Raw genomic sequence first — 23876 nt, forward strand, 5'->3', positions numbered from 1 at the left:
TCCGACTCCTTGCGAAACGGTGGGCGAGCGCGCCTGCGCGCCCGGCCCGGTTCAATGCGTCAATACATCGAGTGCTTGTTCTCTTCGAGCGACTGGTGCGTGACCTTGCCGCGCATCACGCGGTACACCCAGCTCGTGTAGATCAGGATGATCGGCAGGAACACGATCACCGCGAACAGCATCACCTGCAGCGTCATGTGGCTCGACGTCGAATCCCATACGGTCAGGCTGCTGCGCGGGTCGAGCGACGACGGCATGATGAACGGAAACATCGAGAAGCCGGCGGTCAGAATCACGCCGACGATCATCAGGCCCGTGCAGAAGAACGCCGTCTTCTCCTGCTTCGAGCCGGCGAGCAGCAGCGCGAGCACGCCGCCCGCGATCCCGACGACGGGCGCCGCGATCATCCACGGATATTCGCCGTAGTTCGCGAGCCACAGGCCCGAACCGGCGGCGACGTCCTTGAGCAGCGGGTTCGCGACGGTATCGGTCGGCGCGGCGTGGGTGATGTGGAAGCCGCCGATATAAGCGGCCACCAGCACGCCGGCCAGCACGAACAGCACGACCGCGAGGAACGACGCGACGCGCAGCGCGATCGACGCACGGCGCGCGATCGCGCCGTCGGTCTTCATCTTGATGAACGCGGCGCCGTGCGCGACGAGCATCGTGAGGCTGACGAGCCCGCACAGCAGCGCGAACGGGTTCAGCAGCGCCCAGAAGCCGCCGTAGTAGGTCACGCGCAGGTCGCTGTCGAACTTGAACGGCACGCCCTGCAGCAGGTTGCCGAACGCGACGCCGAACACCAGCGCCGGCACGAAGCCGCCGACGAACAGGCCCCAGTCCCAGCCCGCGCGCCAGCGCGGGTCGGGCCGCTTGCTGCGGTAGTCGAAGCCCACCGGCCGGAAGAACAGCGCGAACAGCACGAGCAGCATCGCGAAGTAGAAGCCGGAGAACGACGCCGCGTAGACGAGCGGCCACGCGGCGAACATCGCGCCGCCGGCCGTGATCAGCCACACCTGGTTGCCTTCCCACGTCGCGCCGACGGTGTTGACGATGATGCGGCGCTCCTCGTCGGTCTTGCCGAGGAACGGCAGCAGCGCGGTCGCGCCCATGTCGAAGCCGTCGGTGACGGCGAAGCCGATCAGCAGCACGCCGACGAGCAGCCACCAGATCAGCTTGAGAGTTGCATAGTCCATAGCGATTCCTTGTTCCGTTGCGAGGGCGTGCTCAGACGGCGGCCCGCTCGCCGGCAGCGGCGAGTTCGTGGTGATAGCGGCCGGTATGCAGCGACGACGGGCCGAGGCGCGCGTACTTGAACATCAGCTTGATCTCGATGACGAACAGCGCGGTGTAGAACAGGATGAAGCCGGCGAGACTCAGGTACAGGTCGCTCGGCTGCAGGCTCGACGCCGACAGATGCGTCGGCAGCACGCCGGCGATCGTCCACGGCTGGCGGCCGAGCTCGGCGACGATCCAGCCGAATTCGATTGCGACCCACGGCAGCGGGATCGCCCACACGGCATAGCGCAGGAACCAGCGGCGGTTGTCCTGCAGCAGTTGGCGGCGCGCGCAGAACCAGAACGCGGCAACGAACGTCGCGACGAACAGGAAGCCGAGGAACACCATGATCCGGAACGAGAAGAACACGGGCGCGACGGGCGGGATCGTCTTCTTCGCGGCGGCCTTGATCTGCTCGGGCGTGGCGTCGGTCACGTTCGGCGTGAATTGCTTGAGCATCAGCCCGTAGCCGAGATACTGCTTGTGCTGGTCGAACAGCGCGCGGGTCGCGTCGCTCGTGTCGCCCTGCTTGAGCTTTTGCAGCGCGCCGTACGCGATCATCCCGCTCTGGATGTGTTCCTCGCTGTGCTTCGCGAGATCGCGCAGGCCGATCACCGGTTCGTCGATCGAGCGCGTCGCGATCAGGCCGAGCGCGTACGGGATCTTGATCGCGTAGTCGGTGCGCTGTTGCTCCTGGTTCGGGATGCCGATCAGCGTGAACGACGCGGGCGCCGGCTGCGTGTCCCACTCGGATTCGATCGCGGCGAGCTTCATTTTCTGCACTTCGCCGGTCGTATAGCCCGATTCGTCGCCGAGCACGATCACGCACAGCGTGGCGGCGAGGCCGAAGCCGGCCGCGACCGCGAACGAGCGCAGCGCGAAGTCGACGTCGCGCTTCTTCAGCAGGTACCACGACGACACGCCGAGCACGAACATCGCCGCCGACACGTAGCCGGCCGACACGGTGTGCACGAACTTCACCTGCGCGACCGGGTTGAACAGCACGTCGAACAGGCTCGTCATCTCCATGCGCATCGTCTGGTAGTTGAACTCGGCGCCGACCGGGTTGTTCATCCAGCCGTTCGCGACGAGGATCCACAGAGCCGACAGGTTCGAACCCAGCGCGACGAGGAACGTGACGATCAGGTGCTTGACCTTCGACAGGCGGTTCCAGCCGAAGAAGAACAGGCCGACGAACGTCGATTCGAGGAAGAACGCCATCAGGCCCTCGACCGCGAGCGGCACGCCGAAGATGTCGCCGACATAGTGCGAGTAGTACGACCAGTTCGTGCCGAACTGGAATTCGAGCGTGATGCCGGTCGTCACGCCCATCGCGAAGTTGATCCCGAACAGCTTGCCCCAGAACTGGGTCATGTCCTTGTAGACCTGTTTGCCGGTCATCACGTAGACGGCTTCCATGATGACGAGCAGCCAGGACAGGCCGAGCGTCAGCGGCACGAACAGGAAGTGGTAGAGCGCCGTGATGCCGAACTGCAGACGTGACAGATCGACGACTTCACTACTTATCATGGTGGTCTCCCTCGGAGGGTGCAGGCGCCGGCACCGAGAGCAGCTTCTCGGCCACGGCGGCAGGCGGCAACGACATGTGCTCGGCCTGCGGATGATTGAAGAATGCGTATTTGAGCGACATCAGGAGGATCAGCTTGACGATCAGCACCACGGTGATGTCGCGGCCGAGGGTGGGTCCGCGTGCCCACGCGGCGATGCGCGCGCGCCAGCCGATCGTGCCGGCCGGCCGTTGGGGAGGCGGCGGTGCGGGCTCTTTATTGATCGAGATCAAGGCGATTATCCTGAATCGATTTAAGTCGGATTGGGGGCGACTTTACGTCGGATTTATGACGGCCGTGAAGCTGTTTTAATCCTTTTGCGCCTGACATGCCAATTTTAAAAGGACGGCTTTCCGATGCCGAGTGCCGCGCTGCGGCAGACCGTCGCGAAACATGGGGTAAAAATTGAGGCAGATCAAGGTTATGCGGAAGGGCGCCGCAAATGACGTAATACCCGATGAATCAGGTCAATTGATCGGCGAGGAAACGGCGCGTGAAGCGCGCTGAAAAGCGGGTGAAAAGCAGCGGAAAAAACGGACGAAAAAAACCGCTGCGTCGGGCAGCGGTTTTCGATGAAGCGATTCTGACTCGCCGGGGATTTACGCGTATTCGGCGAGGGCGGTGCGCATCTTTTTCATTGCACTCGCTTCGATCTGGCGGATGCGTTCCGCCGACACGCCGAACTCGGCGGCGAGATCGTGCAGCGTCGAGCCGCCCGAGCCGTCGTCGTCGACGTGCAGCCAGCGCGCCTCGATGATGCGGCGGCTGCGCGCATCGAGCGCGTCGAGCGCCTGCGCGATGCCGTCCGTCTGCAGCATGTCGCGCTGGCGCGCGGCGAGCACGGCGGTCGGCTCGTTGTGCGAGTCGGCCAGGTAGGCGATCGGCGCGTACGATTCCTCGCCGTCTTCCACCTGCCCTTCGAGCGCGATGTCGCCGCCCGACAGGCGCGTTTCCATCTCGGTCACTTCTTCGCGCTTGACGTTGAGCTCTTGCGCGAGGCCGTCGATTTCCTCGGGCGTCATCGCCTGCATGCTCTTCTTGTGGCTGCGCAGGTTGAAGAACAGCTTGCGCTGCGCCTTCGTCGTGGCGACCTTCACCATGCGCCAGTTGCGCAGGATGTACTCGTGGATTTCGGCCTTGATCCAGTGAATCGCATACGACACCAGGCGCACGTTTTGCGCCGGGTCGAACCGCTTCACGGCTTTCATCAGGCCGATGTTGCCTTCCTGGATCAGGTCGCCATGCGGCAGGCCGTAGCCGAGATAGTTGCGCGCGATCGACACGACGAGACGCAGGTGCGACAGCACGAGGCGGCGCGCCGAGTCGAGGTCGTTGTTTTCGCGGAATTCGGTTGCGTAGCGGCGTTCCTCCTCGGCGGTCAGCAGCGGAATGCGGTTGACGGCCTGGATGTACGCGTCGATGTTGCCGAGCTGGCCGGGCAACATCGATTGGGCTGCGAGCGCCAGCGAGCCTGCCGATTCGGCCTTGGCCGGCGTCGGGCTCAGGGTGTTCGGGAGGGTCAGGGCGTGGCTCACTAAAAACTCCTTTGGAATCAGGGACAAACCCCCGGTCTGGGATGAGATTCCGTGGGTCATCTTAGCACTCCCGGAATACGAGTGCTAATTCCTTAGAGCGGGCGGGGGCATCGGAGTTCCCGCTTTTCTATCGAATTGGCCGAGTCGATAGTCTATTCTGCGACAAGGGCCGCGTCGGGGAGTTCCGTAAGCCGTTGTTTCTGATGAGAATCGGTAGACGATTTCGATTTTTGTCTTTTTGGAAGCAAGCTATTTCGCTTCGTGATGCCGATCCGAAAAGTCCTTTACCATACCATTCAGTTCGCTCGGGCCCGGCCGTTGCGGCAGGCTCCATTCAACCCACAAAGTTGGAGTGTCAGATGAACAACAAGAAGAATCGCCGGTCCCGCAGCCGGCTCGCGCTGCATGCGATGCTGGCAGCGTCTCTTCTGGGCGGATCGGGTGCGGCTTTCGCGGATCGATGGGGGATCCAGGCGGGCGGCGGGTTTTCGGATCGTCGCGGGATCGACAAGGCCGATATCGGCGTGGTGTGGGATCCGGGCTGGAACTGGTGGGAAATCGGCGGCTGGCACTTCACGTTCGTCGTCGAAGGGCACGCCGGCTACTGGCACACGGGCGGCAACGTCCACGGCAACATCGGCGAGTTCGGCGTGACGCCGATGTTCCGCTTCATCAAGAGCAGCGGGCAGATTCGCCCGTTCATCGAGGCGGGTGGCGGCGTCCGGCTTCTGACGCACCCGACGATCTCGGACAATTTCTCGCTGTCGACCGCGTTCCAGTTCGCGCCGACCGGCGGCGTGGGCGTGCAGTTCGGCCAACGGCAACAATATCAGGTCGGCTACCGTTTCGAACATGTGTCTAACGCGGGTATCAAAGAGCCGAATCCTGGTATAAATTTCCACCAGTTCTACCTGCAGTACAACTTCTGATCCGTACGCCCGTGCAAGGCGGGCGCGTTGCCGAGGAGTCAGGCGATGGCGAAGGTGGTCGATGCGATCCGCGCGCTCGAGCGCGATCGATTCCGGGCGATGGTGGACGGCGACGGCGAGGCGCTCGACGCGCTGTTGTCGGACAAGGTGTTTTTCGTCCACACCAACGGCAAGCGCGAAACCAAGCAGCAGTTCATCGACGCCATCGTCGCCGGCCGCCGCCGCTATCGCCAGATCGAAATCCAGTCGCAGGACGTGCTGCCCGTCGGCGACGAGACCTGCGTCGTCACCGGGCGCGCGTTGATCGAGATGGAAACGAACAACGGCGGCCTCGTCTTCCCGATTGCCTATACGTCCGTCCACACGCACGACCGGGGCCGCTGGTGCCTGTTCGCGTGGCAGGCGACGCGGTGCGCGACCGACACGTAAGCGCGGGTGGCGCTCCTTTTCATGTGTCGACCGAAGCGGCCTTCTGAGCCGCTTTTTGCTGCCTCGTGCGGCGCGGATCGCGCGGCGCACGGGCGGTCACGCACCGCTCGCTGACGTTTCAACCTGCATCGAAGCCCGGCGCTCAGGCCGCCGCGCGGTGGTCCGCGCAGTGCCATGCCGAGCGGTTGATCGCGCTGACGACCGCATCGAGCGCTGCGCTCGCCGCATCGGCATGCATGCCGACACCGTGCCGCAGCGGCGCCTCGCCGACCCGGCAGCCGACCGATACCGCGATCCGGCCATCCGCGGCGCGCGTGTGTTCGCACGACGCGACGTCGATCGCGGCGCCGGCGGCCGCCGCAAATGCCGCGGCGAAATGCCGCACGGCATCGTCGGGCATCGCTTCGGCGGCGGGCGCTGTCGCGATCTCGCGGTTTTGCCAGCGCGCGCCGCTGCCGTGGCGTGCGGCCGGGCCGTCGGTTTCGAAGAATTCACGCGCGAACAGCGCGCAGATCGCGTCGCCCGTCACTTCCTCGCCCGATGCATCGGCGAGCGTCTGCACCGCATGGCTGAACTCGATCTGGACGCGGCGCGTCGGCGTGAAGCCCATCCCGCGTTCGAGCAGGAACGTCGCGCCGCCCTTGCCGGACTGGCTGTTCACGCGGATCACCGCGTCATAGCTGCGGCCGAGATCGGCCGGGTCGATCGGCAGGTACGGGACCTCCCACGCCGCGTCGGGGCGCTGCTGCGCGAACCCCTTGCGGATCGCGTCCTGGTGCGAGCCCGAGAACGCGGTGAACACGAGGTCGCCCGCGTACGGATGGCGCGGATGCACGGGAATCTGGTTGCAGCGTTCGACGACGCGGCGCACCGCGTCGATGTCGGAGAAGTCGAGGCCCGGATCGATGCCCTGCGTGTAGAGGTTCAGCGCGAGCGTGACGAGATCGACGTTGCCGGTGCGCTCGCCGTTGCCGAACAGGCAGCCTTCGATGCGGTCGGCGCCCGCGAGCAGCGCGAGTTCGGCCGCCGCGACCGCGGTGCCGCGATCGTTGTGCGGATGCACGGACAGCACGATGCTGTCGCGATACGCGAGGTTGCGGTCCATCCATTCGATCTGGTCGGCGAACACGTTCGGGCTCGCGGCTTCGACGGTGGCCGGCAGGTTGACGATCATCTTGTGGTCGCGGGTCGGACGCCACGTCTGCGCGACCGCGTCGCAGATCTCGCGCGCGAACGTCAGCTCGGTCATGCTGAAGGTTTCCGGCGAGTACTGGAAGGTCCACTGCGTATCGGGGCGCGCGGCCGCGTGTGCCTTGATGACGCGCGTGCCGTCGATCGCGAGCGCCTTCACGTCGTCCTTCGACATCCCGAACACGATGCGGCGGAACGACGGGCAGACCGCGTTGTACAGGTGCACGATCGCGCGCGGCACGCCTTCGAGCGCATCGAACGTGCGCGCGATCAGGTCTTCGCGCGACTGCACGAGCACTTCGATCGTCACGTCGTCGGGAATCCGCTGGTCGTCGATCAGCTTGCGGACGAAATCGAAGTCGGTTTGCGACGCCGACGGAAAACCGACTTCGATCTCCTTGAACCCGATTGCGACCAGCATCTCGAAGAACTCGAGCTTCTGCTCGATGCTCATCGGCTCGATCAGCGACTGGTTGCCGTCGCGCAGGTCGGTGCTCATCCATACGGGCGCGCGCTCGATGGTGCGGGCCGGCCAGCGGCGGCCATTGAGGCGGACGGGCTCGAACGGGCGGTACTTGTCTTGCGGATTGCGCATCATCTTCTGGACCTCGGGTCTCAAGTCGCGAGCGAAGACGGGCGGCAGGGGCGTCGGTTGGCGCTGCCTCGCACCCGGCGCGCGATGGCGCCGCGGATGCGGATGATCTTCGCGAATCGGCCGACGGATGGACGGACGAATGCTGACGACTTCGGGTTGTAAAAATTGCGAGAGGGGTACTGCGAGGAACTGCTGGGAGGACCGTGCGGACAGCACACGGCGCTACGACAGCCTTAGGCTAGTCGTAGCGATAGCGGCCGCGCTAGGCGGCCGGAGGTAATTCGGAGGGGGTTCGGAAAGGAACGCATGACGGCCACTCTATGCCAGGATGCCGACGCGTGTCAATTATCGGGATAAAGGGGCGGGCACCGCGGCACCTTCAGCGCGCGACGCGGGCGATCCGTACGATCGTCGCGACCTGTCGCGCCACCGTGTCGGGCACCGGCATCTCGCCTCGCAGCACGGCGTCCGTCCACGCGGCCGTGGTCGCGGCATCGCGCGACTCCGGCAGCGCGACGGGCGGCGCGTCGGTCGACGAACGCTCGGCGTCGATCAGCGTGTCGCACACGCCGTCGTGCAGCCAGTCGACCTGCACCTGGCGTCGCGTGTCGGCCACCGCTTCGCCTTCGGTGCCGCGCGCGAGCAGCGCGCCGCCCCGCGCGGCGTCCGGATGGTCGCGGAACAACTGCGCGAGGCTGTCGCGGTACGGCGGGTGCGTGTAGTTGACGAGCCGCAGCCCGGCCGGCGCGAACGGCTGCAGGATCTTCACGAGCGTATGCGTCGAATTGCGCACGCCGAGCACGCTGCGCATCGACAGCAGGTGCGCGATACGCGGTGCCAGCACGTCGATCGGTGCGAACGCGACGCGGCGTTCGGCGAGCGTGTCCTCGATCGCGTCGTGCGACGTCGACGGCGCCAGCGACAGCGCCGAGAAAATCTCGGCGCTCGTCACGCGGCCCGGATCGCGCTCCACCCCATGCACCAGCACCGGCACGCCTTCGCGCGCGAGCAGCAGCGCGAGCAGCGGCACGAGGTTCGGCTGCTTGCGCGCGCCGTTGTAGCTCGGGATCGACACCGGGCGGAACGCGGCGTCCTGCACGTGCACGGGCTCGAACGACGCCTGCGCGGCGGCGAGCATCGCGGCCAGTTCGTCGGCGGATTCGCCCTTCAGCCGGTAGGCGATCAGGATCGCGCCGAGTTCGACGTCCGACACGCGCGCATCGAGCATCGCGCGATAGAGCTCGAACGTGTCCTCGGCGGACAGGGCGCGCGCGCCGTGCGGGCCGCGGCCGATTTCCTTGATGAAGCGGGCGCAAGGGAACGGAGCGGCGGCGGGATCGTGGGAAGCGGTCATCGGGGCGTGGGGCGGGCGGCCGGCATCGGGCCGCGCGGCGAGCGGTGAGGAATGCCCGAGTATCGCACGGGCGCGGCCGTGCATCGTGCCGCGCTACACTCTGGTTCCCGGCGACGCGCGCACCGGCTGCGCCGCGCCCGTGCCGCCCCGCCGGCCGAATACGACTACGAGAGACATCCCATGAAGCTCTACAGCTATTTCCGCAGTTCCGCGTCGTACCGCGTGCGGATTGCCCTGAACCTGAAGCAGTTGCCGTTCGACTACGCACCCGTGCACATGCTGCGCGACGGCGGCGAGCAACTGAAGGACGCATACCGCGCGCTGAATCCGGATGCGGTCGTGCCGACGCTGATCGACGGCGACGCGACGCTGCAGCAGTCGCTCGCGATCATCGAATATCTCGACGAAACCCATCCCGAGCCCGCGCTGCTGCCGAAGCAGCCGGTCGACCGGGCGTACGTGCGCGCGATTGCGCTGCAGATCGCATGCGAGATCCACCCGCTCAACAATCTGCGCGTGCTGAAGTACCTGAAGCACACGCTGCAGGTGCCCGAGGAGGCGAAGAACGCGTGGTACCGGCACTGGATCGAGGCGGGCTTCGAATCGCTCGAGACGCGTCTCGCGAACGATCCGCGCACCGGCAAGCTGTGCTTCGGCGACACGCCGACGCTCGCCGACGTGTGCCTCGTGCCGCAGGTGTTCAACGCGAACCGCTTCTCGATCGACACGACGCGTTTCCCGACGATCCAGCGCATCGTCGACCATGCAGCGACGATCGATGCGTTCAAGGCCGCCGAGCCGGGCGTGCAACCCGACGCGGAATGAGCGCGGCGCGCGGCGCGGCGGGCAGCGATCATGATCGGGCGCGCATGAAAAAGGGCGCTCGAAGGCGCCCCGTGCGACGTCAGCCGGCGGCGTTCAGCCGAGCAGCGCGTCCGCGAATTCCACCGCGCTGAACGGCTGCAGGTCCTCGACCTTCTCGCCGACGCCGATGAAGTAGACGGGCACCGGGCGTTGCCGCGCGATCGCGGCGAGAATCCCGCCCTTCGCGGTGCCGTCGAGCTTCGTGACGATCAGGCCGGTGAGGCCGAGCGCGTCGTCGAATGCCTTCACCTGCGTGAGCGCGTTCTGGCCGGTGTTCGCGTCGATCACCAGCAGCACTTCGTGCGGCGCGCCGTCGTGCGCCTTCGCGATCACGCGCTTCACCTTCTTCAGCTCTTCCATCAGATGGAGCTGCGTCGGCAGGCGGCCGGCCGTGTCGGCCATCATCACGTCGATCTTGCGCGCGCGCGCGGCGCTGACCGCGTCGAAGATCACCGCGGCCGGATCGCCGCTTTCCTGCTGCACGACCGTCACGTTGTTGCGCTCGCCCCAGATCGCCAGCTGTTCGCGCGCGGCCGCGCGGAACGTGTCGCCGGCGGCCAGCAGCACCGACTGGTCGAAGCTCTGCAGATGCTTCGCGAGCTTGCCGATGCTGGTCGTCTTGCCCGCGCCGTTCACGCCGGCGATCATCATCACGAGCGGCTGCGCGCGGCCGAGCATCAGCGATTTCTCGAGCGGCGTCAGCAGCTCGACGAGCAGGTCGTGCAACGCATCCTTCACCTGCTGCGGATCGGTCAGCCGGCCCGCGCGCACCTTCTCGCGCAGCGCGTCGAGCAGGTATTCGGTCGCGTCGACGCCCGCGTCGGACATCAGCAGCGCGGTTTCGAGCTCCTCGTACAGGTCCTCGTCGATCTTCGTGTTGACGAATACGCCGGTGATGTTCGAGCCCGTCTTCGCGAGCCCCGTTTTCAGGCGCGCGAGCCACGACTTCTTCGCGGAGGCGTCCTGCAGCGGCGGCGGGACGATCTCGACCGTCTCGACGACTTCGTCGCGGCCGTCGTTGGTCGGCGTGACCGTCATCACGACGGCCGGCGCGGCCGGTTGCGCGGGCGCCTGCGGCACGTCGGCCGCGGGCGGCGTCTCGAGCGCGGGCGCGTCGGCGTCGGACGCTTCGTCCGCTTGCTGCGCGTCGGCCGATTGCGATTCCGCCGGATCGGGCTCCTGCGTTTTCTTGAATCGTTTGAAGAAACTGAACATGGTCTGACGTCGGGAAGAGGGGTGGGCCGCCGCCGAGGGCGGGCGCCGGGCGGGCCGTTCTGCGTTCGCGCGGGCGCGGCGCACGGCGGCCGAAACCGTGCATTTTATCAGTGCGGCGTGGCGCACGCGTCAGTGCGCGTCGCCGCTGTGGTAACGTGCGCCTGTTTGGCGGCGCCCCCTTGCGCGCGCCCGGTCCCTCCGTTGTCGATATCCCGTATGTCCCGTTCTTCTTCCGGCCGCCCGGCGGCCCCCTCTGGCCGCGGCAAGCCGCACACGATCCGCATCATCGGCGGCGACTGGAAACGCACGCCGCTTGCAGTGCTCGATCTCGACGGCCTGCGCCCGACCCCCGATCGCGTACGCGAGACGCTGTTCAACTGGCTCGGCCAGGATCTCGAAGGATGGCGCTGCCTCGATCTGTTCGCGGGCACCGGCGCGCTCGGCTTCGAGGCCGCGTCGCGCGGCGCGGCGAGCGTCGTGATGGTCGAGCGCCATCCGCGCGCCGCGCAGCAGTTGCGTGCGATCAAGGACAAGCTCGGCGCCCGTTCGGTCGAGATCGCCGAAGCCGATGCGCTGCGGCTCGCGGCCGGGCTCACGCCGGGCGCGTTCGACGTCGTGTTCCTCGATCCGCCGTTCGACGACCTGGCCGCGCTCGAGCGCGCGATCTCGCTGTCGGCGCCGCTCGTCGCGGCAGGCGGCGCGCTGTACGTCGAAACGGGGGCGGAACTCGATCCGGCCGCGCACGACGCGCTCGCGGGCTGGCAGGTGGTGAAGCACGGCAAGGCCGGTGCGGTTCACTATCATTTGCTGCGGCGCGAAAATGATGAATAATGCGCGTTCCATACGAGGCGGCGCGCCGCAAAGGCGACGCATGCCCATCTCGGCAGCGGCGTGCGCATCGCGCGGCTGCCATCCCGTTTGCGTGATGACAGGAGGAGCGACATGGTAGTCGCCGTGTATCCCGGTACGTTCGATCCGCTGACGCGCGGGCACGAAGACCTCGTGCGGCGTGCGTCGAGCATTTTTGATACGCTGGTGGTGGGTGTTGCCGACAGTCGCGCGAAAAAGCCGTTTTTCTCGCTCGAAGAACGTCTGACGATTGCGAACGAAGTGCTCGGCCATTACCCGAACGTGAAGGTGATGAGTTTCACCGGCCTCCTGAAGGATTTCGTGCGCGTCAACAATGCGCGCGTGATCGTGCGCGGGTTGCGCGCCGTGTCCGATTTCGAATACGAGTTCCAGATGGCGGGGATGAACCGCTATCTGCTGCCCGACGTCGAGACGATGTTCATGACGCCGTCCGACCAGTACCAGTTCATCTCGGGAACGATCGTGCGCGAAATCGCGCAGTTGGGCGGCGATGTCAGCAAATTCGTGTTTCCGTCCGTCGAGAAGTGGCTGACCGAGAAAGTCGCCGCGATCGGAGGCCCTGCCGCGTGATGCGGCGCCGGCCGGTTTCGTTGCGAAGCCGGCCGCCGGCCTGAAGAAGTGAGATCAGTATGTCTTTGATGATTACCGACGAGTGCATCAATTGCGACGTGTGCGAGCCCGAGTGCCCGAACGGCGCGATTTCGATGGGCCCGGACATCTACGTGATCGACCCGAACAAGTGCACCGAATGCGTCGGCCATTTCGACGAACCGCAGTGCCAGCAGGTGTGTCCGGTCGAATGCATTCCGCGCGATCCGCAGCATGACGAATCGCACGCGCAATTGATGGAGAAGTATCACGCGTTGATCGCCGCGAAGGGCGACGACGCGTCGTGATCCTGAGTTGACGCACGCACGCTGACTGGCGAACGCGCGTCCTGCTTCAGATCGGCGCCGCCCGGCGCCGATTCTTTCGTGTCAGGCCAGCAGCTCGCGCAACGCCGCGACAAGCGCGTCGCATTCGGCATCGGTGCCGACGGTGATGCGCAGGTGCTGGTCGATCCGCGGCAGCCGGAAGTGCCGCACGAAAATTTCCCGTTCCTTCAGCTTCGCCGCGATCGTGCCCGCATCGTGCGCGGGGTGGCGCGCGAACACGAAATTCGCGGCCGACGGCACGATCTCGAAGCCGAGTGCGTCGAGCGCATGCGTGAGCCGGGCCCGGCTGTCGATCACGCGCCGGCAGGTGGCGTTGAAATGATCGGTGTCCTCGTATGCGGCCTGCGCGGCCACCTGCGCGAGCCGGTCGAGCGGATACGAGTTGAAGCTGTCCTTCACGCGGTTCAGCGCATCGATCAGTGCCGTATCGCCGAACGCGAAGCCGACGCGCATGCCCGCGAGCGAGCGCGCCTTCGACGTCGTATGCACGACGAGCAGGTTCGGATGACGGTCGATCAGCGTGATGGCCGACTGCGCGCCGAAATCGACGTACGCTTCGTCGATCACGACGACCGACGACGGATTCGCGGCCGCGATCCGCTCGACGTCCGCGAGCGGCAACGCGCGCCCGGTCGGCGCATTCGGGTTCGGAAACAGTACGCCGCCGGCGTCGTCGAGATAGTCGTCGACGCGGATCGAGAAATCGTCCGCGAGCGGCACGACCGTGGTCTCGACGCCGTACAGGCGCGCGTAGGTCGGATAGAAGCTGTACGTGATGTCGGGAAAGCGTAGCGGCCGGTCGTGCTTGAGCAGCGCCTGGAACGCGTGCGCGAGCACCTCGTCGGAGCCGTTGCCGACGAACACCTGCTCGGGCTTGATGCGGTGATGGGCCGCGACCGTCTCGCGCAGTGCGCGCGCGACCGGGTCCGGATAGCGGCGCAGCGTGTCGCCGGTGTCGCCGAGTTCGCGTGCGATCGCCGCGACGACGCGCGGCGACGGCGGATAGGGATTCTCGTTGGTGTTCAGCTTGACGGGGTGCGCGAGTGCAGGCTGTTCGCCCGGCACGTAAGGCACGAGTTGCTGAACGACGTCGCTCCAGTAACGGCTCACCGCTTGGCTCCTGTCGGGCAAAACGTCGAGATTACCGCATGTGTGCGTCGCGGTGGGGCGGGCGAGGCCGCTCGGTTGCGCCGAACGGCCGATGCACCAGGCCGGTGCGTCGGACTCAGTTGCGATGCAGCTGCATCGTCGCGCGATCGAGTTCGCCCTTGACGATCATCGGCATCACGGCGAGCGCGCGTTCGATCGATGCGTCGATCACGTCCTGTTCCTCGCGGCGCGGCGGCTTCAGCACGAAGTTCGCGACGTCGGGCTTCGCGCCAGCGCGCGCGCTTTCCGGAATCAGGTCGCGCGGATGGCCGATGCCGATCCGCAGCCGCCAGTACTGCTGCGACGACAGGTGCGCGGAGATGTCCTTCAGGCCGTTGTGGCCGCCGCTGCCGCCGCCGAGCTTCAGCTTCACGGTGCCGGGCGGCAGGTCGAGCTCGTCGTGCGCGACGAGGATCTGGTCGGGCAGGATCTTGAAGAATTGCGCGAGCGCGACGACCGACTGGCCGGAGCGGTTCATATAGGTTTGCGGCTCGAGCAGGTGGACTTCCTCGCCGTGCAGGCGTGCTTTCGCATAGAAGCCGTGGAAACGGCGTTCGTCGCGCAGCGTCGTGCCGGCTTCGCGGGCGAGCTGGTCGATCAGCCAGAAACCGGCGTTGTGGCGCGTCGCGGTGTATTCCGCCCCGGGATTGCCGAGGCCGACGATCAGTTTGATCATGACGTTTCGAAGGCGGCGGCTGCCGCCTGGGCGCAGAAAAAGAAAAACCCGCCGGGCAAGCCGCGGCGGGTTGCGTCGACCGTTTCGTGAAACGGATCGATGGAGCGTGCAGGCAGCCGCTCAGGCAGCCGGCGTTTCGCCTTCTGCTGCGTCCGACACGGCACCCGCCGGGACCGTCGCCGAGGCGACAACCGGGTTTTCCGCGTCGATGTGCGCGACCAGCGCGACGCCCTTCGGCAGCGCGATGTCCTTCGCGTGCAGCGACTGACCGGCTTCGATCTTCGACAGGTCGACTTCGAGGAACTCCGGCAGCGCGGCCGGCAGGCACTCGATTTCGATTTCCGTCGCGACGTGCGAAACGATCGCGCTCGACAGCTTCACGGCAGGGCTGACTTCAGCGTTCAGGAAGTGCAGCGGCACCTTCGTGTGCAGCTTCTTCTTCGCGTCGACGCGCTGGAAGTCCACGTGCAGCACCAGTTGCTTGAACGGGTGGTATTGCACGTCGCGCAGCAGAACCTGCTGCGACTGGCCGGCCACTTCGAGGTCGAGGATCGACGAGTGGAAGGCTTCCTTCTTCAGGGCGTGCCACAGGGCGTTGTGATCGAGTTCGATCTTTTGCGGGGCTGCTTCGCCACCGTAGACGATACCCGTGGTCTTACCCGAATTGCGCAGGCGGCGGCTCGCACCCGTACCTTGCTGTTGGCGCTCGAAAGCGACGACTTTCATGTGATTCTCCAATGGCTGCCCGCGACCAGGCAGTGAAACGGGGCCATCAAGCGGCCCCAGATGAAACGGCCGGGGTTTCGTCTATCCCGTCCGATTGTGCAAAAAGCGAAGCGTTGCCGCTTCGCTTTCCGCGCATACTTTGTTCCGTCGATTCGCGATCAGGATTCCGCGAACAGCGACATCACCGAATCGCCGCGGCGAATCCGCGAGAACGTCTCGGCCAGCAGGCTCGCGCTCGTCAGCGAGCGGATCTTCGAGCATCCCAGCGATTCGGCCGACAGCGGGATCGTATCGGTGACGACCAGCTCGTCGAGTTCCGATGCGGCGATGCGATCCCCGGCGCCGCCCGACAGCACCGGGTGCGTCGCGTAGGCGAACACCTGCTTCGCACCGCGGTCCTTCAGCACTTGCGCGGCCTTGCAGAGCGTGCCGGCCGTATCGACCATGTCGTCCATGATCACGCAGGTGCGGCCTTCGACTTCACCGATGATGTTCATCACTTCGGCGATGTTCGCCTTCGGACGACGCTTGTCGATGATCGCGAGATCGCAGTTGAGCTGCTTCGCGAGTGCCCGGGCACGCACCACGCCGCCGACGTCCGGCGACACGACGAGCAGATCCGAGTAGTTCTGCTTGCGCAGGTCGCCCAGCAGGATCGGCGTCGCGTAGATGTTGTCGACCGGGATGTCGAAGAAGCCTTGAATCTGGTCGGCGTGCAGATCCATCGTGATGATCCGCTCGACGCCGGCGATTTCCAGCATGTTCGCGATGACCTTCGCCGAGATCGCGACGCGCGCCGAACGCGGGCGGCGATCCTGACGTGCATAGCCGAAGTAGGGGATGGCAGCAGTGATCCGGCCGGCGGATGCGCGCTTGAGCGCATCGACCATGATCATCAGTTCCATCAGGTTGTCGTTCGTCGGTGCGCACGTGGATTGCAGGACGAAGACGTCCTTGCCGCGCACGTTTTCCTGGATCTCGACCTGGATCTCGCCGTCGGAGAAACGGCTGACCATCGCTTTGCCGAGGGGAATACCAAGGATATTGACGACTTCCTGGGCGAGCGCGGGATTCGCGTTGCCAGTAAAGACCATCAGGCCATCATGGCTGTGGCTGCTCATCGTGCACCTGCTTCAGGCTTGGGCGGGAAATGCGGGAAAATTTTTGGCAGGGGAGGAAGGACTCGAACCCTCGCATGCCGGAATCAAAATCCGGTGCCTTGACCAACTTGGCGACTCCCCTACACTTAACTGATAACTTCACCGAACTCGTGTAGGCCGTTCGGCAAAGTAAAACTTCATGACGCGAAAGCGAAGAGCGGATGCTCGTTCAGGCTTTCGGCAACTGCGCCATTCCAACTGGCGGGCAGTTTGGCTTTCGCCGCTTCTGCCTCGTGCTTGCTGTGAAACGCTGCAAACACGCTAGCTCCGGAGCCGGTCATCCTCGCGGGGGTCACATCATACAACCATTTGACCACCTGCGCAACTTCCGCGTACTTCTTTGTTACAACTTCCTGCATATCGTTCCGGCCGAAGCTGTCTGGCCATCCCGCATCGCTGGTTTGCCGTGCAAGAAAGTCAGCAATTGTGACGGGCTTCGTATTTCTTGTCAACAACTCATCTGAAAATATTTCAGCGGTCGGGACATGAACGCGTGGCGTCACAACCAGGAACCAGCGAGTCGGCAATTCTACCTCAGCTAATTCTTCTCCGATACCCTCTGCGAATGCATTTTTTCCAAAAATAAAAAACGGGACGTCGGCGCCGAGTTTGACCGCGAGCGACTGGAGTTCGGCGCGCGGCAAATCGAGTTGCCACAGGCGGTTCAGCGCGAGCAGCGTCGTCGCCGCGTCGGAGCTGCCGCCGCCGAGGCCGGCGCCCATCGGCAGGATCTTGTCGATCTCGATGTCGACGCCGTGCGCGGTGTCCGTATGCGTTTTCAGCAGGTTGGCCGCGCGCACGACGAGATCGCTTTCCTCGGGCACGCCGGGTACCTCGGTGGCGCGGGCGACGCGGCCGTCGTCGCGTAACGTGAAGTGCAGCGTGTCGCCCCAGTTCAGCAGCTGGAATACGCTCTGCAGATCGTGATAGCCGTTCGGACGGCGGCCGGTGATGTGCAGGAACAGGTTGAGTTTCGCGGGCGCCAGGCAGTTGCGCAGCGAGCGGGTCGAATCGGTCATGCGGGTATCGGGCTAGGCGCGCGTGCTCACTGATCGAGCACGAGCTTGATGTCGAGCGGCGGCGTCGCGCGCACGAGGTTGACGCGTTTGACGCCCGTGGCCGGGGCATCCGCGTAGGCAAGGTAGTCGATCGTCCAGCCGTCCTGACGGAGCTGCTTGAGGCGCGTGCCGTCGGCCGGGTCGCGCACGGTTTCCGCCGGCGTCGCGGGTGCGGCGGTCGGCAGCAGCCAGTAGCGCAGGCCCGCGAGCGGCAGCTCGAAGCCGAGCGCTTTCTGCATCAGGTCGCCGACGTCCGGCGCATATTGGGTCGGACGGTTCGGCAATTCGAGCGACGCCGCGCGCGGCGTCGATTTCACGACCGCAAGCGTCTGGCCGAGCGGGCTGCGCAGTTCGAGCGACACGTCGTCGCCGTGTTCCTGCCAGTCGAAGTTGCCGTACACGTTCTGCGGGTTGCCGAGACGATCGTCGTACCGCACCGCGAAGCGGCCATGGTACGCATGCATCGCCGCCGTCTGCAGTGCGGCGCCCGCCGGCGTGCCGGCCGACGGCGGCGTACTCGCGCAGCCGGCGAGCGCGAGCGCCGCGCCGGCCGCGGCCAGCGTGCGCCGCGCGCGGGAGGACAGGGAAAACATCGGGAACATCCGCATCAGAGGCCGTTGATCTGCAGGCGCTTCAGCGTCTGCACGAGCGTTTCGTTGTCGGGCTCGAGCTTCTGCGCGGCACGCAACGCGTTGCGCGCGTCGTCCTGCGCGCCGCTCTTCCACAGCACTTCGCCGAGATGCGCGCCGATTTCGGCGTTCGGCTGCAGTTCGTATGCGCGCTGCAGCACCTTCGTCGCGCCGGCCGTGTCGCCCATCCGGTACTTCACCCAGCCGAGGCTGTCCATGATGTACGCGTCGTTCGGCGCGAGCGCCATCGCCTTGTCGATCAGCTTGCTGGCCTCGGGCAGGCGCTGGTTGCGGTCGGCGAGCGAATAGCCGAGCGCGTTGTAGGCCTGCGGATTGTCGGGCTGCGTGCGGATCAGCTCGCGCAACTGCTTTTCCATCGTCGCATAGTGGCCCGTCTTTTCGGCCGCCATCGCGTAGTCGTAGCGCAGGTCGGGATCGTCCGGGAAGTCCTGGACGGCCTGCCCGAGCCGCGCCTCCGCTTCCGGATAGCGCTTCGCCGTGAACAGGATCGACGCATCGGTGCGCGCCACCACGGCCGCGTCGCGCGGATCCGTGATCGGCAGGTTGTCGAGCACCTTGCGCGCCTCGTCGGTCTTGCCCTGTTTCTGCAACAGTTGCGCGCGCGTGATCTGCGCGGGCAGGTAGTGCTGGCTCGTCTGGTCGACCTTGTCGAGCCATTGCGACGCCTGCGCGTCGTTGTTCTGGTCGATCGCGATCTGCGCGAGGTAGATGTAGCCCTGGCCGACGTCGAGGTTCGGCTGCTTGTCGCCGAGCTGTACGTACTGCTTCAGGTAGCCGGTCGCCTCGTCGAGTTTCTTCTGCTGGATCTTGATCAGCGCGAGCGCCATCAGCGGCGTCGGATCCTTCGAGTCGAGCTTGCGCATCGTCTCGAACTGCTTCTGCGCGTCGTCGAGGCGGTCGTCGGCGAGATAGAGCTGCGACAGCGCGAGCCGTGCGTCGCGCGACTTCGGATTCTGCTGAACATACTTCTCGAACGACGCGATGCCCGCGGCGCGTTCCGCCGGCCCCATCTGCGACAGCATCAGCGCCGCCGGCAGGTAATCGGGGCGAATCTGCAACGCCTGCTTCAGCGATTGCGCGGCGCCGTCCTTGTCGTCGACCGCGAGCTGCTGCCGCGCGATCGCGAGCTGCGCCTCGGGGCGATTCATGTCGTTCTTCAGCATGTCCTTCAGCACCGCGAGGCCGCCCACGCGGTCGGAGCCGCGCACGAGGAGCGCCTGCAGCGCGAGGATCGCCGGGCCGCGCGTGTCGCCGGTCGCGCGGGCCAGCTCGCGCGCGAGCATCGGCTGCGCGTCGGCCGGCTTGCCGGCGAGCACCAGCAGCGCGGCGTCGACCTGCGACGCCCGGTTCGAGTCGGGTGCGTACTGGCGCCACAGGTTCGCGGCGGACAGCGCGTCGGCCGGGCTCTGCGCGCCGAGCGCGATTTCGGTCGCGCGCTGCGCCATGCGCGGATCGCGCGTGTCGCGGGCAAGCGCAAGGTAGGTCTGGTAGGCCGGCGCCGGCTGGTTGCGCTGGAGCGCGACCTCGGCGGCGAGCACCTGGTAGACGATCTGGCTCGTCAGCGGCACGCCGGGGAGATTCTTCTGCTCGTCCGGCATCACGTGCTCGAACGCACCCTGCGGCTCCGCGTCGTCCGGTGCCGGATCCTGCGCGTGGGCCGGAAAGGCGGTGAGGGTCCAGGCGGCAAACAGCGCGGCACCGAGTGCACGGCGGACCGGGAAGGCGCGCGCGCCGCGCACGGCGGCGGGGCGCTTCTGAAGCAGCTTCGAGGGCAGGGTCATGGAAATCCGTTCGATGTTTCAACCGATTGTAACGCGCTCGCTACAATACACGCACGATCGTGATAGGTTCCGTTTACCTGTGGAATCCCCATGCGAATGCCCGAAATCGCCCGCCTCGCGTGCTGCCAGGCGGGCGATTTCGGGCATTCCCGTGTTTAATTCGGGGTCGGCGCGAGAACGGCCGTTCTCGTGGCGCCGCATGCGTATTCGCGATGTAAACAGACCGTAGCCTCAGACCCGCAAAACATGCCAGAGTTGCCAGAAGTCGAAGTCACGCGCCGGGGCATCGAGCCCTTTGTCGCGGGCCGCCGCGTCGAGCGTGTCGACGTCCGTACCGCGATGCTGCGCTGGCCCGTGCCGGCAGGGCTCGCCGAACAGTTGCGCGCGCGCGAGGTGCTCGCCGTCGAGCGCCGCGGCAAGTACCTGCTGTTCGAGGTCGATGCAGGCTGGTTCATCGTCCATCTCGGGATGACCGGCACGCTGCGCGTGCTGCCCGCGGCCGGCGTGCCGATCGCCGCGAAGCACGACCACATCGACTGGATCTTCGATGAATTCGTGCTGCGGTTCCGCGATCCGCGCCGCTTCGGCGCCGTGCTGTGGCATCCGCGCGAAGCAGGCGACGTGCATGCGCATCCGCTTCTCGCGAGCCTCGGCGTCGAGCCGTTCTCGCCGGCGTTCACCGGCGCGCTGCTGCATGCGCGTACGCGCGGCCGCACGGTGTCGGTCAAGCAGGCGCTGCTCGCGGGCGACATGGTCGTCGGCGTCGGCAACATCTACGCGTCGGAGAGCCTGTTTCGCGCCGGCATCCGGCCGACGACGGCCGCCGGCAAGGTTTCGCTGCCGCGCTACGAGCGGCTGGCCGATGAGGTACGCGCGACGCTCGCCGATGCGATCGAGCGCGGCGGCAGCACGTTGCGCGATTTCGTCGGCAGCAACGGCGAAAGCGGCTACTTCCAGCTCGACTGCTTCGTCTACGATCGCGCCGGCCAGCCGTGCCGCGTATGCGGCACATCGATCCGCCAGATCGTGCAGGGCCAGCGGTCGACCTATTTCTGCCCGACGTGCCAGCGTTGAAACCCTTTTCCTCGATCCCATCACTTGAAGCCGCCCCGCATCGCCCCCGCTCCGTTCCCCGTCACGCCGCTGCACCGCACGTTCGCCACGCGTCTCGTCGCGTGGCAGCGCGAGCATGGCCGCCATGACCTGCCATGGCAGAACACCCGCGATCCATACCGGATCTGGCTGTCGGAAATCATGCTGCAGCAGACGCAGGTATCGACCGTCATTCCGTACTACACGCGTTTTCTCGACCGCTACCCCGATGTCGCCGCGCTCGCGGCTGCGCCCGGCGACGACGTGATGGCGCTGTGGGCGGGGCTCGGCTACTACTCGCGCGCGCGCAACCTGCACCGCTGCGCGCAGGTCGTCGTCGCCGAGCACGGCGGCGCGTTTCCGGCGACGCCCGACGCGCTGGCCGAACTGCCGGGCATCGGTCGTTCGACGGCCGCCGCGATCGCGTCGTTTGCGTACGGTGCGCGCGCGACGATCCTCGACGGCAACGTGAAGCGCGTGCTCGCGCGGGTGTTCGGCGTCGAGGGCTTTCCGGGCGAGAAGCGTGTCGAGAACGACATGTGGGCGCTCGCCGAATCGTTGCTGCCCGACGCCGCGAACCCGGCCGACGTGAGCGCGTACACGCAGGGGCTGATGGATCTGGGCGCGACGCTGTGCGTGCGCGGCAGACCCGACTGCGCGCGCTGCCCGTTCGCGGGCGACTGCGTCGCGCAATCGACCGGCCGTCAGCGCGAATTGCCGGCCGCGCGGCCGAAGAAGGCCGTGCCGACGCGCAAGACCTGGATGCTCGTGCTGCGCGACGGCGACGCCGTGCTGCTCGAGCGACGGCCGCCGACCGGCATCTGGGGCGGACTGTGGAGCCTGCCGCAAGCGGACGGCGAAGCCGCGCTCGCGGATCTCGCGCGCGGCTTCGGCGGCGGCGGCACGGTGCCGCTCGCGCCGTTCATGCATACGTTCACGCATTTCCGGCTCGAGATCGAGCCGCGGCTGAGCGATCTGGCGGACGGCGGCGGCCTGCCGTCGCCGGCGCGGGACGCGGATACCGCATGGGTGCCGCTGAGCCGGCTCGACGCGTACGGCGTGCCGGCGCCCGTGCGCAAGCTGCTCGATGCGCTGAGCGGGCCGCTGCTGTAACGAACGGGGAAGGGCGCGGCGCGGGCCGCGTTCGGGAAGGCGCCTGACCGCCGCGGCATTGCCCTCGCGCAGGCGGCCCGCCGGGCACGCGCGACCGGCGGCGTTACAGCCAGCCGTGCCGGTCGAGCACGTGGTGCACGGCGTCGATGCGCGCGCCGACGTCCGGAAACTCCATCAGCTTCTGCCGCGCGCGCAGGTCGAGCGGCAGCAGTTCCGAGAGGCGATTCGATACCCAGCTCGGATCGTCGAGGCGGAACGGTTCGACGAACGGCATTTTCTCCGGATCGGACTTCTTCAGCGCGTCGATGATGCGCTCGAGCACCTCGGCGCACGAGCCGAACTGCGCGAGCGCCTGTTCGCCTTCGAGCGGGATGTCGTCGGGCAGCGGTTCGGCGATGCCGACCAGCAGCCCGTTGCTTTCGACGCGATACGACAGCAGCTCGAAACGCTGCGTGCCGACCGCCTGCAGATACAGCATCCCGAATTCGCCGGTATCGCATTCGGTGATGCGCGCCATGCAGCCGATGGTTTCGGGCACCGACACCGCGCCGTCCTGCGCGACTTCGGGCCCGCTCTTGAGCAGGCACACGCCGAACGGCACGTCGTCGCGCAGGCACGCGCGGGACATGTCGAGATAGCGCGCCTCGAACACCTTGAGCGGGAGCAACCCTCCCGGAAACAGCACCGTGTGCAGCGGAAACAGCGGCAGGTCGATCAGGGTGGTCGATAGGGAGGACATGGCGCGCGGGCGTGGGGGCGGGTGTCGCTAGGGTCGGTCGACCTCGGAGACGAGCCGCGACGACGCGTCGACATCCACTGGCGCGTCACGATGCCGCACGATCACGTTCGCGTCGCGGGCGAGGCGCGCGGCGAGCGTTTCCGCGATGAATACCGAGCGATGCTGCCCGCCCGTACAGCCGATGGCGACGGTCAGGTAGCTGCGGTTGTCATCGCGGAAGTGCGGCAGCCATTTCATCAGGAACGCATGGATGTCGTCGATCATCTGATGGACGATCGGCAGTGCGTCGAGAAAGGCGATGACCGGCTGGTCGAGCCCGGTGAGCGGGCGCAACTGATGGTCGTAGTACGGATTCGGCAGCGCGCGCACGTCGAACATCAGGTCGGCGTCGAGCGGCACGCCGCGCTTGAAGCCGAACGATTCGAACATCACCATCAGGTCGTTGTTCTTCTGCTCGATGAAGCGCTTGACCCAGGTGCGCAGCGCGTTCGCGCGCAGCGTGCTGGTATCGATCTGGTGGCCGAATTCGGCGAGCGGCGCGACGAGTTCGCGCTCGCGCTCGATCGCTTCCTCGAGCGACGACAGCAGGCCGACGTCCGCATCGTGCGACCGCGAGCCGGACAACGGGTGGCGGCGGCGCGTTTCGGAGAAGCGCTGGATCAGCGCCTGGGTGCTCGCGTTGAGGAACAGCACGCGCACGTCGTGCTCGCGGGACAGATCGCGGATCAGGCCGGGCATTTCGTCGAGCGAGGCGCTCGAGCGTGCGTCGATCGCGACCGCGAGCCGGCGCTGGCCGTCCTGGGCGAGGTAGCGGGCGAGTTCGGGGAGCACGTGCGGCGGCAGGTTGTCGACGCAGTAATAGCCTGCGTCTTCGAGCGCATTCAGCGCGACGGACTTGCCTGAGCCGGAGATGCCGGTAATGAGGACGATGCGCATGGGAACAGAGAATCCTGACGTTTCATCATAGCA

General features: G+C 66.4%; 24 protein-coding genes and 1 tRNA gene. 8 read left to right on the forward strand and 17 right to left on the reverse strand.

Features of this window, described 5'->3' with window-relative positions:
• Positions 1 to 59: 59 nt before the first annotated feature.
• From cydB to rpoH, 4 genes are all read right to left on the reverse strand, one after another.
• Entirely contained in the window at positions 60 to 1196 is a 1137-nt protein-coding gene (gene cydB, locus HWX09_RS19985; protein WP_027785483.1) for a cytochrome d ubiquinol oxidase subunit II, read from the reverse strand.
• A gap of 31 nt (positions 1197 to 1227) precedes the next feature.
• The gene (locus HWX09_RS19990) at positions 1228 to 2808 is read right to left on the reverse strand and encodes a cytochrome ubiquinol oxidase subunit I (RefSeq protein ID WP_027785482.1); all 1581 of its coding nucleotides are present in this window, start codon (positions 2806 to 2808) and stop codon (positions 1228 to 1230) included.
• Positions 2798 to 3085 carry a cytochrome oxidase putative small subunit CydP gene (cydP, locus tag HWX09_RS19995; protein ID WP_027785481.1) on the reverse strand — a complete coding sequence of 96 codons (288 nt, stop codon included), beginning with the start codon at positions 3083 to 3085 and terminating at the stop codon, positions 2798 to 2800. The genes HWX09_RS19990 and cydP overlap by 11 nt, the downstream gene beginning before the upstream one ends.
• 360 nt (positions 3086 to 3445) lie before the next feature.
• Positions 3446 to 4381 (reverse strand): RNA polymerase sigma factor RpoH, encoded by a 936-nt coding sequence (gene rpoH, locus HWX09_RS20000; protein WP_027785480.1) that lies wholly within the window; start codon positions 4379 to 4381, stop codon positions 3446 to 3448.
• Between the two features lie 359 nt (positions 4382 to 4740).
• Between rpoH and pagL the strand changes: the two genes are divergently transcribed.
• Positions 4741 to 5310: a lipid A 3-O-deacylase PagL gene (gene pagL, locus HWX09_RS20005; RefSeq protein WP_027785479.1), complete on the forward strand. Its 570-nt coding sequence runs from the start codon at positions 4741 to 4743 to the stop codon at positions 5308 to 5310.
• Between the two features lie 45 nt (positions 5311 to 5355).
• Complete coding sequence (locus HWX09_RS20010; protein ID WP_027785478.1) at positions 5356 to 5739, forward strand: nuclear transport factor 2 family protein; 384 nt, start codon at positions 5356 to 5358, stop codon at positions 5737 to 5739.
• A 142-nt stretch (positions 5740 to 5881) separates the two neighbouring features.
• Here the strand turns inward: HWX09_RS20010 and leuA are convergent, their stop codons facing one another.
• Together leuA and ybiB are read right to left on the reverse strand one after the other, a co-directional pair.
• On the reverse strand, positions 5882 to 7528 hold the full coding sequence (gene leuA / locus HWX09_RS20015) for a 2-isopropylmalate synthase (protein ID WP_027785477.1): 1647 nt from the start codon (positions 7526 to 7528) through the stop codon (positions 5882 to 5884).
• Between the two features lie 376 nt (positions 7529 to 7904).
• Complete coding sequence (ybiB, locus tag HWX09_RS20020; protein ID WP_027785476.1) at positions 7905 to 8879, reverse strand: DNA-binding protein YbiB; 975 nt, start codon at positions 8877 to 8879, stop codon at positions 7905 to 7907.
• Between the two features lie 180 nt (positions 8880 to 9059).
• Between ybiB and maiA the strand changes: the two genes are divergently transcribed.
• Positions 9060 to 9704, forward strand: a complete 645-nt coding sequence (gene maiA, locus HWX09_RS20025) for a maleylacetoacetate isomerase (protein ID WP_027785475.1) — start codon at positions 9060 to 9062, stop codon at positions 9702 to 9704.
• A gap of 93 nt (positions 9705 to 9797) precedes the next feature.
• On the opposite strand, the gene ftsY is transcribed toward maiA, so the two are convergent.
• Entirely contained in the window at positions 9798 to 10958 is a 1161-nt protein-coding gene (ftsY, locus tag HWX09_RS20030; protein WP_027785474.1) for a signal recognition particle-docking protein FtsY, read from the reverse strand.
• 216 nt (positions 10959 to 11174) lie between these two features.
• On the opposite strand from ftsY, the gene rsmD reads away from it, so the two are divergent.
• The 3 genes from rsmD to HWX09_RS20045 all read left to right on the forward strand — a co-directional run bounded on the left by rsmD (position 11175) and on the right by HWX09_RS20045 (position 12724).
• Complete coding sequence (rsmD, locus tag HWX09_RS20035; RefSeq protein WP_027785473.1) at positions 11175 to 11789, forward strand: 16S rRNA (guanine(966)-N(2))-methyltransferase RsmD; 615 nt, start codon at positions 11175 to 11177, stop codon at positions 11787 to 11789.
• A gap of 111 nt (positions 11790 to 11900) precedes the next feature.
• Positions 11901 to 12398, forward strand: a complete 498-nt coding sequence (gene coaD / locus HWX09_RS20040) for a pantetheine-phosphate adenylyltransferase (protein ID WP_027785472.1) — start codon at positions 11901 to 11903, stop codon at positions 12396 to 12398.
• Between the two features lie 59 nt (positions 12399 to 12457).
• On the forward strand, positions 12458 to 12724 hold the full coding sequence (locus HWX09_RS20045) for a YfhL family 4Fe-4S dicluster ferredoxin (protein ID WP_027785471.1): 267 nt from the start codon (positions 12458 to 12460) through the stop codon (positions 12722 to 12724).
• Between the two features lie 81 nt (positions 12725 to 12805).
• Here HWX09_RS20045 and hisC read toward each other — a convergent pair whose 3' ends face one another.
• The 8 genes from hisC to HWX09_RS20085 all read right to left on the reverse strand — a co-directional run bounded on the left by hisC (position 12806) and on the right by HWX09_RS20085 (position 19963).
• Positions 12806 to 13873 (reverse strand): histidinol-phosphate transaminase, encoded by a 1068-nt coding sequence (hisC, locus tag HWX09_RS20050; RefSeq protein WP_027785470.1) that lies wholly within the window; start codon positions 13871 to 13873, stop codon positions 12806 to 12808.
• A gap of 115 nt (positions 13874 to 13988) precedes the next feature.
• The gene (gene pth, locus HWX09_RS20055) at positions 13989 to 14588 is read right to left on the reverse strand and encodes an aminoacyl-tRNA hydrolase (protein ID WP_027785469.1); all 600 of its coding nucleotides are present in this window, start codon (positions 14586 to 14588) and stop codon (positions 13989 to 13991) included.
• Positions 14589 to 14708: 120 nt separating this feature from the next.
• Positions 14709 to 15314 (reverse strand): 50S ribosomal protein L25/general stress protein Ctc, encoded by a 606-nt coding sequence (locus HWX09_RS20060; RefSeq protein WP_027785468.1) that lies wholly within the window; start codon positions 15312 to 15314, stop codon positions 14709 to 14711.
• 158 nt (positions 15315 to 15472) lie between these two features.
• On the reverse strand, positions 15473 to 16435 hold the full coding sequence (locus tag HWX09_RS20065; protein ID WP_027785467.1) for a ribose-phosphate pyrophosphokinase: 963 nt from the start codon (positions 16433 to 16435) through the stop codon (positions 15473 to 15475).
• Positions 16436 to 16479: 44 nt separating this feature from the next.
• Positions 16480 to 16556: transfer RNA gene (locus HWX09_RS20070), tRNA-Gln, on the reverse strand.
• 55 nt (positions 16557 to 16611) lie between these two features.
• Entirely contained in the window at positions 16612 to 17493 is an 882-nt protein-coding gene (ispE, locus tag HWX09_RS20075; RefSeq protein WP_027785466.1) for a 4-(cytidine 5'-diphospho)-2-C-methyl-D-erythritol kinase, read from the reverse strand.
• Positions 17494 to 17519: 26 nt separating this feature from the next.
• Positions 17520 to 18140 carry a lipoprotein insertase outer membrane protein LolB gene (gene lolB / locus HWX09_RS20080; protein WP_027785465.1) on the reverse strand — a complete coding sequence of 207 codons (621 nt, stop codon included), beginning with the start codon at positions 18138 to 18140 and terminating at the stop codon, positions 17520 to 17522.
• A complete protein-coding gene (locus tag HWX09_RS20085) occupies positions 18140 to 19963 on the reverse strand; it encodes a tetratricopeptide repeat protein (protein WP_027785464.1) in 1824 nt (607 codons plus the stop codon). Before HWX09_RS20085 ends, lolB begins: the two co-directional genes overlap by 1 nt.
• A gap of 246 nt (positions 19964 to 20209) precedes the next feature.
• Here HWX09_RS20085 and mutM point away from each other — a divergent pair, with 246 nt between their 5' ends.
• Together mutM and mutY are read left to right on the forward strand one after the other, a co-directional pair.
• Positions 20210 to 21037, forward strand: coding sequence for a bifunctional DNA-formamidopyrimidine glycosylase/DNA-(apurinic or apyrimidinic site) lyase (gene mutM / locus HWX09_RS20090; protein ID WP_027785463.1), 828 nt, complete (start codon positions 20210 to 20212; stop codon positions 21035 to 21037).
• A gap of 24 nt (positions 21038 to 21061) precedes the next feature.
• Positions 21062 to 22168: an A/G-specific adenine glycosylase gene (gene mutY / locus HWX09_RS20095; protein ID WP_027785462.1), complete on the forward strand. Its 1107-nt coding sequence runs from the start codon at positions 21062 to 21064 to the stop codon at positions 22166 to 22168.
• 103 nt (positions 22169 to 22271) lie between these two features.
• On the opposite strand, the gene HWX09_RS20100 is transcribed toward mutY, so the two are convergent.
• Both HWX09_RS20100 and rapZ read right to left on the reverse strand, forming a co-directional pair.
• Positions 22272 to 22907, reverse strand: a complete 636-nt coding sequence (locus HWX09_RS20100; protein WP_027785461.1) for an LON peptidase substrate-binding domain-containing protein — start codon at positions 22905 to 22907, stop codon at positions 22272 to 22274.
• A gap of 27 nt (positions 22908 to 22934) precedes the next feature.
• Positions 22935 to 23843: an RNase adapter RapZ gene (gene rapZ / locus HWX09_RS20105; RefSeq protein ID WP_027785460.1), complete on the reverse strand. Its 909-nt coding sequence runs from the start codon at positions 23841 to 23843 to the stop codon at positions 22935 to 22937.
• Between the last annotated feature and the right edge of the window lie 33 nt (positions 23844 to 23876).

Origin of the sequence: Burkholderia sp. BCC1208 (genome assembly GCF_902833095.1) — a bacterium.
Taxonomy (GTDB): Bacteria; Pseudomonadota; Gammaproteobacteria; order Burkholderiales; family Burkholderiaceae; genus Burkholderia.

Excerpts from the sequence above, each read along its gene's own strand:
- cydB (WP_027785483.1), bottom strand. The coding sequence starts at position 1,196 with ATGGACTATGCAACTCTCAAGCTGATCTGGTGGCTGCTCGTCGGCGTG.
- HWX09_RS19990 (WP_027785482.1), bottom strand. The coding sequence starts at position 2,808 with ATGATAAGTAGTGAAGTCGTCGATCTGTCACGTCTGCAGTTCGGCATC.
- pagL (WP_027785479.1), top strand. The coding sequence starts at position 4,741 with ATGAACAACAAGAAGAATCGCCGGTCCCGCAGCCGGCTCGCGCTGCAT.
- HWX09_RS20010 (WP_027785478.1), top strand. The coding sequence starts at position 5,356 with ATGGCGAAGGTGGTCGATGCGATCCGCGCGCTCGAGCGCGATCGATTC.
- leuA (WP_027785477.1), bottom strand. The coding sequence starts at position 7,528 with ATGATGCGCAATCCGCAAGACAAGTACCGCCCGTTCGAGCCCGTCCGC.
- ybiB (WP_027785476.1), bottom strand. The coding sequence starts at position 8,879 with ATGACCGCTTCCCACGATCCCGCCGCCGCTCCGTTCCCTTGCGCCCGC.
- maiA (WP_027785475.1), top strand. The coding sequence starts at position 9,060 with ATGAAGCTCTACAGCTATTTCCGCAGTTCCGCGTCGTACCGCGTGCGG.
- ftsY (WP_027785474.1), bottom strand. The coding sequence starts at position 10,958 with ATGTTCAGTTTCTTCAAACGATTCAAGAAAACGCAGGAGCCCGATCCG.
- rsmD (WP_027785473.1), top strand. The coding sequence starts at position 11,175 with ATGTCCCGTTCTTCTTCCGGCCGCCCGGCGGCCCCCTCTGGCCGCGGC.
- coaD (WP_027785472.1), top strand. The coding sequence starts at position 11,901 with ATGGTAGTCGCCGTGTATCCCGGTACGTTCGATCCGCTGACGCGCGGG.
- HWX09_RS20045 (WP_027785471.1), top strand. The coding sequence starts at position 12,458 with ATGTCTTTGATGATTACCGACGAGTGCATCAATTGCGACGTGTGCGAG.
- pth (WP_027785469.1), bottom strand. The coding sequence starts at position 14,588 with ATGATCAAACTGATCGTCGGCCTCGGCAATCCCGGGGCGGAATACACC.
- HWX09_RS20060 (WP_027785468.1), bottom strand. The coding sequence starts at position 15,314 with ATGAAAGTCGTCGCTTTCGAGCGCCAACAGCAAGGTACGGGTGCGAGC.
- HWX09_RS20065 (WP_027785467.1), bottom strand. The coding sequence starts at position 16,435 with ATGAGCAGCCACAGCCATGATGGCCTGATGGTCTTTACTGGCAACGCG.
- ispE (WP_027785466.1), bottom strand. The coding sequence starts at position 17,493 with ATGACCGATTCGACCCGCTCGCTGCGCAACTGCCTGGCGCCCGCGAAA.
- lolB (WP_027785465.1), bottom strand. The coding sequence starts at position 18,140 with ATGCGGATGTTCCCGATGTTTTCCCTGTCCTCCCGCGCGCGGCGCACG.
- HWX09_RS20085 (WP_027785464.1), bottom strand. The coding sequence starts at position 19,963 with ATGACCCTGCCCTCGAAGCTGCTTCAGAAGCGCCCCGCCGCCGTGCGC.
- mutM (WP_027785463.1), top strand. The coding sequence starts at position 20,210 with ATGCCAGAGTTGCCAGAAGTCGAAGTCACGCGCCGGGGCATCGAGCCC.
- HWX09_RS20100 (WP_027785461.1), bottom strand. The coding sequence starts at position 22,907 with ATGTCCTCCCTATCGACCACCCTGATCGACCTGCCGCTGTTTCCGCTG.
- rapZ (WP_027785460.1), bottom strand. The coding sequence starts at position 23,843 with ATGCGCATCGTCCTCATTACCGGCATCTCCGGCTCAGGCAAGTCCGTC.